This window comes from Promicromonospora sp. NPDC059942 (assembly GCF_042731755.1).
Lineage (GTDB): Bacteria > Actinomycetota > Actinomycetes > Actinomycetales > Cellulomonadaceae > Promicromonospora.
In genome coordinates this window covers 1-15,003 of record NZ_JBHWLR010000017.1, presented here as the reverse complement: position 1 = coordinate 15,003, position 15,003 = coordinate 1, and the positions used below count along the sequence as shown (strand labels likewise).

9 protein-coding genes are annotated in these 15,003 nt (G+C 71.7%); 1 reads left to right on the top strand and 8 read right to left on the bottom strand.

Annotated features, from left to right (window positions below; all coding sequences use genetic code 11):
- Positions 1-65: 65 nt before the first annotated feature.
- From ACFV9Q_RS22960 to kduI, 8 genes are all read right to left on the bottom strand, one after another.
- Positions 66-5,822: a LamG-like jellyroll fold domain-containing protein gene (locus tag ACFV9Q_RS22960; protein WP_377236326.1), complete on the bottom strand. Its 5,757-nt coding sequence runs from the start codon at positions 5,820-5,822 to the stop codon at positions 66-68.
- Between the two features lie 165 nt (positions 5,823-5,987).
- A complete protein-coding gene (locus ACFV9Q_RS22955) occupies positions 5,988-7,478 on the bottom strand; it encodes an aldehyde dehydrogenase family protein (protein WP_377236325.1) in 1,491 nt (496 codons plus the stop codon).
- Between the two features lie 59 nt (positions 7,479-7,537).
- Entirely contained in the window at positions 7,538-8,542 is a 1,005-nt protein-coding gene (locus tag ACFV9Q_RS22950) for an ABC transporter permease (RefSeq protein WP_377236324.1), read from the bottom strand.
- 2 nt (positions 8,543-8,544) lie between these two features.
- Positions 8,545-10,107 carry a sugar ABC transporter ATP-binding protein gene (locus tag ACFV9Q_RS22945; protein WP_377236323.1) on the bottom strand — a complete coding sequence of 521 codons (1,563 nt, stop codon included), beginning with the start codon at positions 10,105-10,107 and terminating at the stop codon, positions 8,545-8,547.
- The gene (locus ACFV9Q_RS22940; protein ID WP_377230743.1) at positions 10,104-11,117 is read right to left on the bottom strand and encodes an ABC transporter permease; all 1,014 of its coding nucleotides are present in this window, start codon (positions 11,115-11,117) and stop codon (positions 10,104-10,106) included. The genes ACFV9Q_RS22945 and ACFV9Q_RS22940 overlap by 4 nt, the downstream gene beginning before the upstream one ends.
- Before the next feature lie 2 nt (positions 11,118-11,119).
- Complete coding sequence (locus ACFV9Q_RS22935) at positions 11,120-12,220, bottom strand: sugar ABC transporter substrate-binding protein (protein ID WP_377230738.1); 1,101 nt, start codon at positions 12,218-12,220, stop codon at positions 11,120-11,122.
- A 65-nt stretch (positions 12,221-12,285) separates the two neighbouring features.
- A complete protein-coding gene (kduD, locus tag ACFV9Q_RS22930; RefSeq protein ID WP_377236322.1) occupies positions 12,286-13,074 on the bottom strand; it encodes a 2-dehydro-3-deoxy-D-gluconate 5-dehydrogenase KduD in 789 nt (262 codons plus the stop codon).
- Positions 13,071-13,889 carry a 5-dehydro-4-deoxy-D-glucuronate isomerase gene (gene kduI, locus ACFV9Q_RS22925; protein WP_377236321.1) on the bottom strand — a complete coding sequence of 273 codons (819 nt, stop codon included), beginning with the start codon at positions 13,887-13,889 and terminating at the stop codon, positions 13,071-13,073. The genes kduD and kduI overlap by 4 nt, the downstream gene beginning before the upstream one ends.
- A gap of 197 nt (positions 13,890-14,086) precedes the next feature.
- Here kduI and ACFV9Q_RS22920 point away from each other — a divergent pair, with 197 nt between their 5' ends.
- A complete protein-coding gene (locus ACFV9Q_RS22920) occupies positions 14,087-14,890 on the top strand; it encodes an IclR family transcriptional regulator (protein ID WP_377230735.1) in 804 nt (267 codons plus the stop codon).
- Positions 14,891-15,003: the final 113 nt, after the last annotated feature.

Here is a 15,003-nt window from a genome sequence, read left to right as displayed (position 1 = left end):
GAAAACAAGGACCCGAAGGGGATCGGGCCGGGCCCGGAGGACACGTCCTCCAGGCCCGGCCTCTTCTACTTCACCTTGACGGTCACCCTGGTCTCCGCCGCGAGCGCCAGCTCGCTGCCGAGGTAGGACGCCGTCAGCGTCAGGTCCTTCCCCTTGGGCTGGTCCACCTCGAACCGGGCACGCCCGTTCTCGATGGTCCCGAGGAGCGTCTGCCCGTCCTTCACCGCGAGGCGCACCTGCCCCGTCACCGGGACCTCGTTCGCGGCGGTGAAGGAGACCTCGACGGCCACCTTCTTGCCCGACTTCTTCGCGGTGATCTCCATGGTGGGTACCACCTTGTCGACCACGACCCGGACCTTGGACGTCGCGGCCTTGTGGTCGGCGTCGCCCCCGTAGCGCAGGGTCAGGTCGTACACCCCGGGCTTCAGGCCCTTGGCCGCCAGGACGAGGGTTCCTCGCCCGTCCGCGACCGTGGCCGTCGCGAGGGTGGTGTCACCGTCGCGCAGCTCGACCGCACCCGTGGCCGTGTCCGGCGAGACCGCCACCGAGACCGTGCCCGCCGTGCCGTAGGTGATGGGCAGGGCCACACCGGCCACCGCCGTCACCGTCGGCGACTTCACCGTGATGGTCACCGTGGCCGCGGCGGACGTCGCCGTGCCGTCGGACGCCTTGTAGGTGAACACGTCCTTGCCGGAGAACCCGTCGTCGGAGGTGTAGGTGAACGACCCGTCCGCCTCCAGGGTGACCCGGCCGTTGGCCGGCTGCGTCACCGCGGTCGCGGTCAGCACGTTCCCGTCGGCGTCGGTGTCGTTGGCCAGCACACCCGGCGCCGGGAGGGTCAGCGGCTGGCCGCCCACGGCCGAGTACGCGTCGTTGCCCGCGACCGGAGCCGTGTTGACGGGCGGCTGCTCGCCCTCCTCCACCGTGATGGTCACCGTCGTCGCGGCGGACGTCGCCGCGCCGTCGGAGGCCTTGTAGGTGAACGTGTCCGTCCCGAACCACCCGCTGTCGGGCGTGTAGGTGAAGGACCCGTCCGCCTGCAGGACGACGTCGCCGTGGGCCGGCTGGGTGAGCCCGGTCGCGGTCAGGTCGTCGCCGTCGATGTCGGTGTCGTTCGCCAGGAGACCGGGCGCCGCCACCTCCAGCGCCTTGTCCTCGACGGTGCCGTAGGCGTCGGCGGCACCCACCGGGGCCGTGTTCGCTGCCGTCCCGGCGGCCAGGTCGCCCACCTGCTCGGCGGTCAGCTCGTAGCCGAACATCCGGAAGTCGTCGACCAGGCCGTCCCAGCGGCCGTCCGGCCAGCTGGTCCCGCCGATGAGGTTGGTCGTCGTCTGGCCGCCCACCCCGACGTCACCGATGGTGACGGTGAAGTCGTTGCGCGTGGCCTGGAGCTCGCCGTCGAAGTAGATCTTCCCGACTGAGCCGCTCTGGGTGAACACGACGTGCGTCCACTCGTTCAGCGGCAGGTCCTTGCCCTGGCCCAGGACCAGACGCTCCTGGGCGGTACCCGGGGTGCCCGGCGCCTTGAACGTCGCCGCGAAGCCGGTGGCCCCGCTGGTCTGGGTGTTGGACTGGAGCAGGAAGAACGTGTCGGTGCTGCTGCCGATCTGCAGCAGCGGCACCCACGTGGGCAGGGCGTCCGGACGGGCCCAGATCGAGACGCTGAACTCGTCCTCCATCCCGGCCTCGATGTTGTCCGGCAGCTCGACCTGGTTGCCCGTGCCCGCCGCACCGCCGGGCAGGTTGACCGCCCCGCCGAACCTGCCGGCACCGGACCAGCCGGTCGACCCGGTGAGCGTCGCCGCCCCGACCGAGCTGTCCAGCCCGGTGTTGGCCGCCGTCGACCCCTGACCCTCGTCGAAGGTGTAGTGGATCGGCGTGCCCTCGCCGGGCGGCGGCCGCTCGACCGTGTGCTCCACGGTCTGCGCGGAGTCGCGCCACCCGTCGTCGGCGAGAAAGCGGATCTGCACGTCGTGGTCGCCCGGGGAGAGCGCCACGTCGGTGAACTCCACCGCGCCGGCGACGACGTCGACCTGCCCGCCCACGCGGGCGCCGTCGACCCACAGCTCGGCGACGCCCGTGGGGGCCCCGCCGCTCGCGGCCGCGAAGGCGCCCGAGACGGTGACCGGCGCGCCGAACGGCGACGGGGAGCCCGGCTCGACCGTGACCGTGGTGGTCGTGGCGAGCGCGCTGCCGTCGGCGTACAGGGCAGCCACGGCGTCGTCACCGAGCGCCGAGGTGTAGACCCGGACGTCGTCCATGAGGCCGTCGTAGGCCGGGTCCGGGAAGCCGTTGCGTCCCAGCCAGTTGTTGGCCGTCGGCCCGACGTCGGTCATGTCGATCGTCAGGTCGTCCCGGGACGCGATGGGCTCGCCGTTCAGGTAGAGCGTGCCGGTCGCACCCTGCCGGGTGAACGCGACGTGGTTCCACTCGTTGGCCGTCACGTCCCGGGTCGGCGTGGCGTAGACCCGTTCCTGCAGCGCGGCGCCCTTGGCCTTGAACGTCGCCGCGAGCCCGGTGGCCCCGGCGGCGTTGGTCTGCATCTGGATCTGGAAGAAGCTGCCCGCGTCCCCGAGCCCGTCGCCGAGGTGGAACAGGCCGGTCCAGCCGGTCCTGGTGTCGGGCCGCACCCAGAACGAGGTGGTGAAGCTCTCCTCGCCCTGGAGCAGGTTGTCCGGCAGGTCCACCGCGTTGGCGTTGCTGCCGCCGCTGAGGTCGAGGGCGTCGCCGAACACGCCGTCCTCGCTCCAGCCGGTGGTCCCCGTGAGCGTGGCAGCGCCCACGGACCCGTCCGTGCCGGTGTTGGCGGCCCGGGTGCCGGAACCCTCCTCGAACGCGTAGTGCACCGGGACGTCGGAGGCGCCCGTGTCGGAGCCCACGATCACCAGGTCGTCGATCATGACGCCCGCGCCGGACGCCCCGGCGGAGAGGGTCAGGTCCTGCGACCGTGCCCCGGCCACGAAGGTCCCGACGTACTTGCCGAACTTGCTCTGCGACGACAGGTCCGTGCCCGCCGAGAGCGTGGTCGACAGGTCGCCGACCGAGAGGTCGGCGGTGCCGGGTGCCGTGCCGGAGGACCGGCTGTCGCGGGCGTAGCGCAGCGAGACCCGGTACTCGCGGCCCGGGTCGAGACCCTTGACCGTGCGGGTCAGGCTGCCCTCGCCGCCCACGGCGAGGTGGTAGCCGGTCGCGCCGAGTCCGCCCTGGCTGGGCGCGGCGGCGCGGACGAGCTGGACCTCGCTGTCGACCTCCCAGGGAGACATGCGGCCGTTGCCCGGCTCGACGTCCACCACGGCCGGCGGGTTGGCGGAACGCCAGTCCGCGGGCAGGCGCGGGTACTCGAGCTGGTCGACCAGGTGCGGGGCCGGGGAGTCCATCTCGACCTCGGGGTCGATCTGGAAGATGTCGGCCACCGACGGCGTGCCGTCCTCGTCGAAGACGAAGAGCATGTACGCACCGGGCGGGGCGTACGTGCCGTCGACCGGGCTCTCGACGGTGAGGGTGTCACCGTTCTGGGCGAACGCCAGGTCCTGGAAGTTCTGGTCGTTGTTGAACCCGTGCGTCACCGAGCCGTTGCGGACCAGGGTGACCCGCGAGACGTCGACGTCGGCCTGCACGTCGAACGTGCCGTCGTAGCCGACCTTCTCCGGCACGCCCGTGACCTCCGGGCGCACCGCCGGCTCGTCGCCGTCGAACAGGTACGACGGGGAGTAGAACTCGACGTCCGTGTAGTTACGCGGGCCCGGCGTGCCGCCGCCGCCCACCATCAGGCGGCCGTCGGGCAGCAGCAGGGCGGTCGAGTGGTACAGCCGGGCGTGCTCGTAGGGCACGTCGACCGTGGCCCACTCGCCCGTCTCCGGGTCCCAGATCTCGGCGGTGGTGACGTAGCCACCGTTGCCGTTGTTGTCGCGCGAGCCGCCGGTGACGATCACGTCGCCGTCGGGCAGCACCGTGGACGTGGCCCAGTGCCGGGCGTACTGCATCGGCTCGGTCGCCTCGACCACCGGCGCGTCGGTGCCGCCGGTGATGTCGACGGTGAAGCCGGCGCGGGCGCCGTCCGGACCGCCGCCGTTGGCCCACCAGCCGCCGCCGACCTGCAGGATCTTGCCGGGGCGGTACATCGTGGCTGTGGACGTGGCGCCGACCGGGTTGCCGAGGCCGCCCTGGTTCGCGATGTTCGCCGGCAGGGTGCCGCGGAGGGTCACCTCGCCGTCGCCCGAGGGGTCGAGCTCGTACATCTGGGTGCCGGTGATGTTGAAGACGTTGCCGTTGCCCGGCGCGACGAACGCGCGCGGGTACCACCAGCGGTTCTCGTCGGGCCCGTTGCCGTTGCCGCCGTCGCCGTACGCGGCCGCGCTGGTGGCGCCGTCCAGCAGCTTCCAGGAGCTGCCCTCGTCCGGCGTGTAGATCTCCGGCGTCAGCACGCCGGGACCGCCGGGGCCGCCCTTGAGGCTGCCGCCCTGCACCACGACGGAGCCGTCCGGCAGGGTGGTGCCCGTGGGGTACCAGCGCGGGAAGTTCATCGGGGCCTCGTTGCGCAGCCCCTGGTTGGTCGTGTAGCTGGTGACGCCGATCGCGGCGTCGTTCGGCGCGTTGCCGCCCAGGCCGTCGTCACCGCCGACCGTCATCGTGGCCCGCCGGTGCGGCATCTGGACCTGCATCGAGCAGAACAGGTCGGTGTAGGTCGAGTTCGTCACGATGCCGTCGTTCACGTTGGCGGTCGTGCGCTCCTCGTCCGGGTCCCAGACGTCGATCTCCATCTGGCCGCCCTGCGTGACGCAGGAGTTGCCGTAGAAGTCGTAGGGCGTGTTGTCGGTGCAGCCCGACGAGACGCTGCCGAACGACTGGACCTTGCCGTCGGACGTCAGCGCCGCGTTGATCGGCACCAACGGCCAGGGCGTGACGCCGCTCCAGGCGCCCTGCTCGGCCTTGTTCGGCGCCGAGCAGTCGGCCGGGAGCAGGCCCGCGGTGTAGGCCAGGCCGTTCTTGATCTGGGTGCGGATCGGGGCCTCGGCGTAGGCCGTGCCCTCGTGCCCCATCCCCGAGTACCACGACCGGCCGGAGTCGATCTCCTGGCACCACGTGATCGGGTGGTTCGTGCCGTTGTTGCCCCCGCCGTACGACGACTCGTCGGCGTTCAGCAGCGTGCGCACGTTGGGCGCCGGGTTGACCAGCCAGTCGTACCACTCGTCGCTGCGGGTGAACTCGGCCGGCAGGCCCTGGGTCAGCGGGTGCGAGGTGTCCTTGACCACCACGCGGCCCGGGCGCACCGCCGGGTTCTCCGGGTGGCCCTCGGACGCCGCGCCCACGAGCCGGGCGTAGAACGGGTTCACGTCGTGCTCGCTCTGGCCGACCGACCAGCCCGCGTAGTGCAGGCCCAGGTAGCCGCCGCCACCGCGGATGTAGGCCTCCAGCGCGGCGCGCTGGTCCACGTTGAACAGCACGCCACCGGTCTGGGCGAACGCGATCGTGTCCTTGGTCGCCAGGTTCGCCGTGGTGAACGCAGCGGGGTCGTCGGTCTCCTGGATCTCGACCGGCTGGTTGTACTCCACGCCCAGGTCCGCGACCAGGTCGCGGATGGCCTGGCGGGCCTGGACGTGCGAGGCGTGGAAGTTGGACTTGTAGAACAGCAGGACGCGCAGCACGCCGTCGTCCACGGAGCCCGGCGCGGCCTGCGCGGGGGCCGCCGCTGCGGGGGCGGCCTGGGCGACGCCGCCCAGGAAGGGCACGACCGCCAAGGAGGCGGCGAGCACGGCCGCCAGGCGTGCCCGGCGGGAGCGACGCGCATGGTGGCGCCGGTCAGGTCTGCGTAACAGGTTCATCGTTGATCCCTTTTCGCACGTTGTTGATGGACATGAGGGCAGGCCGGGACGGCCGATCCCCGCACGGGGTCGGCCGCCCCGGAGCTGCTCTCCGGTGGTGCGTCTTGCGTTCAGTGCCCCCTGAAGTACAGTGCCCCCTGAACATGTGGTGCCCTCGGGGCCCGGTCAGCGCAGCTCGGCGATGACCGTCTTGAGCTCCGTGTAGTCGTCCAGCCCGAACGAGCCCAGCTCGCGGCCCCAGCCGGACTGCTTGAAGCCGCCCCGCGGGAGGGTGACGTCGTCCGCGTGCCAGGTGTTGAGCCAGACCGTGCCGGCCCGGAGCCTGCTGCCGACCCGGTGGGCCGTGCTCAGGTCGCGCGACCACACGCCCGCGGCCAGGCCGTAGACCGTGTTGTTGGCCGCCGCGACCACCTCGTCCTCGCTGTCGAACGGGATGGCGGTGATGACGGGCCCGAAGATCTCGTCGGTCTGGACCGCCATCTGCTCGGTGACGTCGGTGATGAGCGTCGGGGAGAAGAAGTAGCCGCGGTCGGCGGCCGGGTCGGGGCTGCCCGCGGCGATCGTGGCGCCGTCGGCGACCGCTCCCCGCACGTAGCCCATGACCTTCTCGTGCTGCTCCTGCGAGACCAGCGGCCCCATCGTGGTGGCGGGGTCGAACGCGTCGCCGACCCGGATGGCCTTGGCGGCCGCGGCCACACCCTCGATGACCTGGTCGAACACCTCGCGCTGCACGTAGAGGCGCGAGCCGTTGACGCAGCACTGGCCCTCGTTGAAGTAGCCCGCCAGGGCGGCGCCGGCGATCGCGGCGTCGAGGTCGGCGTCGGCGAAGATGATGTTGGGCGCCTTGCCGCCCAGCTCCAGCGAGACCTTCTTGAGGTTCTTCGAGGCGCCCGCGGCGATCTTCTTGCCCACCTCGGTGCTGCCGGTGAAGGCGACCTTGTCCACGCCGGCGTGGTCCACCAGGGCGGCGCCCGCGTCCCCGAACCCGGGCAGCACGTTCACCACACCGGCCGGGACGCCGGCCTCCAGCAGCAGCTCGCCGAGCCGGAGCGCGGTGAGCGGGGTCTGCTCGGCGGGCTTGAGCACCACGGTGTTGCCCGCCGTGATCGACGGGATGATCTTGAAGGCGGCCATCGTGAGCGGGAAGTTCCACGGCACGATGCCGGCGACGACACCGATCGCCTCGCGGCGCGTGTAGGCGTGGAAGTCGCGGCCGGGCACCGACATCGGGATGGTCGTGCCCTCCATCTTGGTGGCCCAGCCCGCGAAGTACCGGAACAGCTCGGCGGCCACGCCGACGTCGCCCCGGGCGGACGCGAGGCTCTTTCCGTTGTCGAGCGACTCGAGCTGCGCGAACTCCTCGGCGCGCTCGTCGATCATGTCGCCGATGCGCCACAACAGGTGCGAGCGGTCGCGCGGGGTCATCCGCGACCACGGCGAGCCCGACTCGAAGGCGTTGCGGGCGGCGGTGACCGCCCGGTCGGCGTCGACCGCGGACGCCTGGGCCACCTGGACCAGGACCTCCTCGGTCGCCGGATTCACCGTCGCAAAGGTCTTGCCGTCCTTGGAGTCGACCCACTCGCCGTCGATCAGCAGCTGCTTGGGCGAGGACAGGAACGAGGAGACGGCGGGCAGAAGAAGGGAGTTCTCGGACATGGGGAGCCTTCCGGGGTGTCGGGGTTCTCAGGGGTGGTTCGGGGCGAGTTCGGCCGCGGCTACTTGATGATCAGCACCTTCGACCGGTCGAGGGTGAGCGCGACGGCGGCGACGATGATCGCGCCGTAGAGGATCTGCTCGTAGGCCGACGGCACGCCGACGATCGGCAGCCCCACGCGCAGCAGCGTCACCACGAGCGCCCCGGCGAGGCTGCGCCAGAGCGAGCCGTGGCCGCCGGTGATGGCGGTGCCGCCCACCACGATGGCCGCCACCGCGGGCAGCAGCAGATTGTCCGCCATGGTCGGGCTGCCGCTGAAGTTCCGGGAGACCAGCATGACGGCGGCCAGGCCCGCGCAGGCGCCGGAGAGCGTGAACGCGGCGACCTTGACCAGGTCGACCGGCGCGCCGCCCAGGCGGGCCGCCGACTCGGAGTAGCCGGTGGCGCGGACCCAGGCGTCGAGCGGGGTGAACCGGAGCACCAGGGAGACCGCGACCACGACGAGCAGCGCGACGAAGAAGGACATCGGCACCACGCCGGCCACGTAGAGCGTGAGCCAGTGGGTGGCGTCCCGGTCGACCACGCGGATCGGCCCGGCGTCGGAGATCACCAGGGCGATCGCGGTGAAGATGCTCATGCCGCCGAGCGTGACGATGAACGACGGGATGCGCAGCAGCACGTGGGCGACGCCCTGGAGCGCGCCGATCGCGCCGGTGGCCGCGATGATCGCCAGGGTGGTGAGCCCGCCGAGGTCGGGCAGCCACAGCGCGAAGAAGACCGTCGCCAGGGAGCACAGCGCGGCGATCGACAGGTCGATGCCGCCGCACAGGACCACCAGGGTGGCGCCGGCGGCGAGCACGACGAGCGGCGCCGAGGTGCGGACCGCGGCCGTGAGGCTGCTGGCGGTCAGGAAGCTCGGGTCGGCGACGGTGAGCGCCGCCAGCAGCACGACGAGCGCGATGACCGGCATGAACGACGTGAGCCGCTGGGCCGTGGTCGGCCGGCCCTTGACGACGGGCTCGGAGGCCGGCCCGGGGGCCGGCTGGGTGAGGACGGGCGTGGACATGCTCAGACCATCTCCTTGACGAGGTCGAGCGGAGTCGGCTTGTTCCCCGTGGGAGCGGCGACCTCCGTGGTCGCGCGGCCGTCGCTCATGACGATGATCCGGTCGGACATGCCGATCGCCTCCTCGAGGCTGTCGGCCAGCAGCACCGTGGCCACGCCGCTGTTGGCGAGCTCACGCATGAGCCGGTACACCTCCGAGCGCGCCCCGACGTCGAGGCCGCGGGTTGGGTGGTCGAGCAGCAGCAGCCGGACGTCGCCGGCCACCAGCCAGCGCGCCAGGACGACCTTCTGCTGGTTGCCGCCCGACAGCCGCTGGATCGCGGTGCCCCGGTGCGGGGTGCGGATCGAGAGCCGGTCGATCCACGTGTCCACCAGCGTCGCCTGCTTGCGCGGCCGGACGACGGGCCCGGTGCAGCGGGCCTGCTGCTTGGTGAGCGTCATGTTGTCGGCCACCGACATCGGCCCGACCATGCCCTCGGTCTTGCGCTCGGCCGGGACGTACCCGATGCCTGCGGCGCAGGCCGCGCGGGTGCCGGACAGGTCGAGCCGCTTGCCGTCGAGCACGACCTCGCCGGCCGTGGTCGGCTCGGCGCCGAAGAGCGCCCGGCACACGTCCTCGCGGCCGGAGCCGTGCACGCCGACGATGCCGACGATCTCGCCGGCGTGGACGTCGAGGTCGACGCCGCTGAACGTCCTGCCGGACAGGCCGCGCACCTCGAGCCGGGGCCTGCGGGGCTCCTCGGACCGCTCGGCGGCGCCGTCGTGGTAGTGGTCGTCGGACCCGGTCGAGCCGATCATCATGCGGTGCAGCTCGGCCGGGGCCGCGCCCTCGGCGGGCACCTCGCCCACCGACTGGCCGCCGCGCAGCACGGCGACCCGGTCGCAGACGTCGAGCACCTCGTCGAGCCGGTGCGAGACGAAGACGACGGACGCGAACTCGCGCAGCCGCCGCACCTGGGTGAACAGGGTCTCGATCTCCTTGGACTCCAGCACGGAAGTGGGCTCGTCGAGGATGATCACCGGCGGGTGCGAGGTGCGCTCCTCGATGCGGAGCACCTTGGCGATCTCGACCATCTGCCGGTCGGCGAAGCTCAGGGTGTCGGTGCGCGCGAGGGGGTCGATGTGCGACCCGATCTTGTCGAGCTGCTCCTGCGCGAGCCGGCGCATCGTGCCCCACCGGTAGATGCCGCGGCGCACGCCGGGTCCCTCGCTGCCGAGCACGATGTTCTCGGCGGCGGTGAGGTTGGGCACGAGCGACTGCTCCTGGAACACCATGCCGATGCCGTGGTCGGCGGCGTCGACGACGCTCCGCAGGCGCACCTTCTCGCCCCGCACCCAGATCTCGCCGTCGTCCGGCCGCACGAGCCCGACCAGAGCCTTGAGCAGCGTGGACTTGCCCGCGCCGTTCTCGCCGGCCAGGCCGAGCACCTCGTTCTGGCGCACCACGAGGTCCACGCCGTCGAGCGCCTTGACGCCCGGGTAGTGCTTGACGAGCCCGCGCACCTCGAGGGCGTGCCGGGGTTCCGGCACGCGGGGTGCGGACTCTGTCCGCAGGTTCGTTGTCACTTGGTCACCTGGTTCCTACGACGCTGTGGGATGACGGCGGCCGCGACGGCCGCGACGACGATGAGGCCCTGGACCCCGCCCTGCCAGTACGGGCTGACCCCGACCTGGACGAGGCCGTTGGTCAGGACGGTCACCAGCAGCACGCCGACCGTGGAGTGGAGGATGCCACCGCGGCCGCCGGTGAGCAGGGTGCCGCCGACGACGGCGGCCGTGATGGCCGAGAAGTCGTAGCCCTTGCCCGCCTGGACCAGGCCCGCGCCGAGCTGGCTGGTGACCAGCACGCCGGCCAGGCCGTAGAACGCGCCCGCCATGGTGAAGACCGCCACCTTGAACGGCGCGACCCGCACGCCGGAGAGCGACAGCACCTCCTCGGCGCCGCCGATCGCGAAGGCGTACCGGCCCAGGCGCGAGTAGCGCTGCACCAGGGCGCCCAGGACCACGCAGGCGAGCGCGATCCAGGTCAGGTGGGCCAGGCCGAGGAACCGGTCCACGGCCCAGCCCTCCAGCATCGGGTCGGTGACGTTGGGCTGGACGCCCGCGAACAGGAGGGTGGCCACGCCCAGGCCCACGGCGGAGACGCCGAGGGTGGCCATGAACGACGGCACCTTGAGCACGACCAGGGCGAGCCCGCTGAGGCAGCCGAGCGCGGCGGCCAGCAGGACCGCGACGGCGACCCCGAGGAGCCCCCAGTCGTTGTCGTTGCGGTTGTTGGCGACCAGGAGGGCGACCGTGATGGCGGACGCGCCCATGATCCCGGGGGCGGACAGGTCGATCGAGCCCATCATCAGCACGAAGCTGATGCCGATGGTCACGACCGCGAGGACCGCCGCGGCGTCCAGGACGTTCTGCACGTTGGAGAGCGTGCGGAACCCGGGGCTGAGCACCGCGAAGATCGCGAAGATGACGACGAGCGCGACCGGCGGTCCCGCGTCCCGCAGGGACACCCCCCGCCGAGGCCGGGGGCGTTGCGCGTGCACGACGTCGGTGTCGGCTTCGGCGGGGGGTGCCATGGTCACGAGATCGCGCCCTGCGACCGGCTGAAGAGGTTGTCGCAGGCGAAGTCGGCCTCGTCGGTCTCCGGGGAGACGAAGTCGGCGACGTTGTCCTGCTCGATGAGGAACTGCTCGGCGAACCAGGCGCGGTCCTCGTCGGCGATGTCCTCGGCGGCGAGCTCACCGGTGGCCACGCAGTAGCCGATGGCCAGGCCGATGCCGCCCTGCCAGGGGCCGTCGCTGGAGACGGTCGCCGTCATGGTGCCGTCCTCGATCGCCGTCAGCGCGTCGGGCACGGCGTCGATGCCGACCACGGCCACGTCGTCCCGGCCGGCCTGCTGCAGCGCCTCGAGCGCGCCGAGCGCCATGTCGTCGTTGGCGGCCCAGATGCCCTTGACGTCGTCGCCGTGCTTGGTCAGCAGCGTCTTGGTGACCTCCAGCGCCTCCGCGCGGGAGAAGTTGGCGGTCTGGTCGTCGAGCAGCTCGACGTCCGGGTTGGCCGCCAGCGACTCCTCGAGCCCGGCGAACCGGTCCTTGGCGGCACCGGTGTCCAGGATTCCCTGGAGGGCGATGATGCCGCCCGAGCCACCGATGGCCTCGGACAGCGCGTCGCCGATCTGCTTGCCGGACTCCACGCCGTTGTAGGTGATGTGCGAGAGCCACTGGTCGTAGTCGGCGACGTTCAGGTCGGCCGGCTTGTTCCACTGGGTGACCAGGAAGGCGCCGGCCTCCTCGGCGCCCTCGACGATCGGCGGGGTGTCGGAGTCGCCGTTGGGCAGGATGTTCATGACGAGGCACTCGGTGTCGCCGGCGAGGAGCTGGGAGATCTGCTCCTGCTGGCGCGTCGAGTCGCCGTCGTAGGTGAGCCGCTCCTGGGTGAGGCCGACCTGCTCGGCGAAGGCGTCGCCGCCGTCGAGCCACGAGGCCTCGTAGGGGTTGGACTCGTTGCGCACCTGGCCCACCAGGGTGACGTCGGCGGGGTCGCAGGCGGCGGCGCCCTCGGTGCTGCCACCGCCCCCGGCGGCCGTCTCGGTGCAGCCCGTGAGCGTGGCGGCCGCCAGGGCGACGCCGAAGACGGCGGCCGTGCCTCGCGCGGCGGTGTGTCGAGAGGTGAACTTCATTGTCGTTTCCTCGATTTCGTTCGGTGCCGGTGTCCGGCGGTGAAACTGGTGTGGGAGGGACGGGCTCAGCGCGCCAGCCAGCCTCCGTCGACGGCCAGGACGTGGCCGTTGACGTAGTCGGCAGCGGGTGAGCTGAGGAAGACGGCCGCTCCGGCGACGTCCTCGGCGGTGCCCCAGCGGCCGGCCGGGATCCGTTCGAGGATGGAGCGTGAGCGGTCCGCGTCGTCGCGGAGCGCGGTGGTGTTGTCGGTGACCATGTAGCCCGGGGCGATCGCGTTGACCTGGACGCCGTGCGGCCCCCACTCGTTGGCCAGCGCCTTGGTCACGCCGGCGACGGCGTGCTTGCTGGCCGCGTAGGACACCACCCGCAGGCCGCCCTGGAAGGACAGCAGGCTGGCGATGCTGACGATCTTGCCGTGACCCCGCTCGACCATCGGCCGGCCGAGCTGCTGGGTCAGGAAGAAGAGCCCGTTGAGGTTGACGTCGAGCACGCGCTGCCAGGAGTCGCGGCTGACGGCCACGGAGTCCTCGCGGTCGATGATCCCGGCGTTGTTGACCACGATGTCGATCTGCCGCGAGCCGGTCAGCTCGGCGCCGACCCGCTCGACCGCGTCGAGGTCGCTCACGTCGAGGTCCACGACGTCGGCCTTCGCGCCGAGCGCGAGGACCTGGTCGCGGGTCTCGTCCTGGTTGCCGGGCCGGCCCAGCAGCACGACGTCGGCGCCCGCGCGAGCAAGGCCGAGCGCGACCGCGCGGCCGAGGCCGCGCCCCGCACCGGTCACCGCGGCGCACCTGCCGTGCAGGTCGAAGGGTGAGCGCGCCTCGCCGGAGGCAGCGGCCGGGCCGGTCGTCACAGGTCCTCCACCGCCACGGGGCTCAGGTCGGTGTAGACGTTGTTCTCGCCGGCCATCGCCCAGATGAAGGCGTACGACCCGGTGCCGGCCCCGGCGTGGACCGACCAGGGCGGGGAGATGACGGCCTCGCGGTTGCGGAGCACGAGGTGCCGGGTGGCGCCGGGCTTGCCCATGAAGTGGAAGACGCGGGCCTCCTCGTCGAGGTCGACGTAGCAGTAGATCTCCGTGCGCCGGTCGTGCAGGTGCGGCGGGAAGGTGTTCCAGACCGAGCCGCTGGCGATGACGGTCACGCCGAACTGGAGCTGCGAGGTCTTGACGTCCTGGCCCCAGACGTAGCGGAAGAGACTGCGCTCGTTGGCGGCGTCGGCCGAGCCCAGCGCCACCGGCTCCACCTCGCTGTGGCTGAGCGCCGTGGTCGGGTAGGTCGCGTGCGCCGGGGCGGACACGAAGTAGAAGGCGGCGTCGGCGCCACCGAACGACACCTCGCTCCCCCGGCCCACGAAGAGGCCGTCGAGGTGCTCGAGCTCGTACTTCTCGTCGTCGACGACGACGTGCCCGGGCGCCCCGACGTTGATGATGCCCAGCTCGCGGCCCTCGAGGTGGGACTCGGTGCCCAGCACCTCGGACCAGGCCGGGAGCGCGAGCTCGGCGGTGCCGGGGACGGCGCCGCCGATGACCAGCCGGTCGTCGTGGGTGTAGGTGCCGTTGACCTCGCCGCTCACGAAGAGGTCGGGGACGAGGAAGTTCTCCCGCAGGTCCGCTGTGGTGGCCGTCTCCGCGCTGGACGGAGATGTCGAGTATCGAACCTGGATCACGTAGCTGCCCCTCGGTCGGTCTGCGAATCGCGTTCGTCTGTGAACTGCGTTCGTCTATGTGAACTGGTCTGAAGATAGACGTGATCCGGCTCACGGGTCAAGGGGCGGAAACCTGTCCATGTATGCGAACTAGCGGTAGCGTTGTATTCACCCCCGGGGAGGGCCCGGTGCACCGTGGTAGGACCAGAGGAGAGTTCATGCAGCTTCAGAAGGAGTTCAAGAGGGAGACGAACGGCGCCGCCGACGCGGGGCCGGTCAAGTCCGCCGCCCGCGCCCTGGACCTGCTGGACGACATCGCGGCCCGCGGCCCCGGAACTCAGCTGCAGCTCTCGAACCGCCTCAACATCCCCAAGAGCAGCCTCCACGCGCTGCTGCGGACCATGACCGAGCGCGGCTGGCTGCAGACGGACCCCACGGGGAGCGTCTACCAGCTCGGCATCCACTCACTAGTCGTCAGCTCGGCCTACCTCGACGGCGACCCCGTGCTGGCGCGCGCCCAGTCCGTGCTCGACGAGGTGGCCGCCGCCACCCAGGAGACGGTTCACCTGGGCCGCCTCGACGGCGCCGACGTCATCTACACCGCCAAGCGCGAGTCGGTGCACCCGCTGCGCATGCACTCCGCCGTCGGACGCCGGCTCCCGGCGTACGCGACCTCGCTGGGCCGCGCCCTGCTGGCCGAGATGCCGGCCGAGGAACGTCGCGACCTGGTGCCCGAGTCGATCGCCGCGATCACGCCGAACACGACCACCGAGAAGGAGGCCGTGCTGGAGATCATCGACCAGGCGGCCTACCAGGGCTACGCCACCGAGAGCGAGGAGTCGTGCATGGGCGTGCGCTGCTTCGGCGTCGCGCTCCCCTTCGGCCACCACGCCGTGGACGCGATGAGCGTCGCGGTGCCGATCAGCCGGCTCGGCGACGGCCGCGAGGACCTCATCATCGAGACCCTGCTGAGCGTGCGGTCGCGGCTCGCGGCCGTGCACGAGAACAGCATGGTGCGCTGAGGGGCCGTCCCGGACGCGCCCCGGACGCACGAGACCCCGCAGGTCCCCTTTGAGGCCCGGGGTTTTTTTTTTTTTTCTTTTTTCCAGCTAAAAAAACCCGGCCCCCCACAGGA

What these genes read in the sequence shown, in the direction of transcription:
- ACFV9Q_RS22935 (WP_377230738.1), bottom strand. Translation starts at nt 12,220, where the DNA reads ATGAAGTTCACCTCTCGACACACCGCCGCGCGAGGCACGGCCGCCGTC.
- ACFV9Q_RS22950 (WP_377236324.1), bottom strand. Translation starts at nt 8,542, where the DNA reads ATGTCCACGCCCGTCCTCACCCAGCCGGCCCCCGGGCCGGCCTCCGAG.
- ACFV9Q_RS22940 (WP_377230743.1), bottom strand. Translation starts at nt 11,117, where the DNA reads ATGGCACCCCCCGCCGAAGCCGACACCGACGTCGTGCACGCGCAACGC.
- ACFV9Q_RS22920 (WP_377230735.1), top strand. Translation starts at nt 14,087, where the DNA reads ATGCAGCTTCAGAAGGAGTTCAAGAGGGAGACGAACGGCGCCGCCGAC.
- ACFV9Q_RS22960 (WP_377236326.1), bottom strand. Translation starts at nt 5,822, where the DNA reads ATGAACCTGTTACGCAGACCTGACCGGCGCCACCATGCGCGTCGCTCC.
- ACFV9Q_RS22955 (WP_377236325.1), bottom strand. Translation starts at nt 7,478, where the DNA reads ATGTCCGAGAACTCCCTTCTTCTGCCCGCCGTCTCCTCGTTCCTGTCC.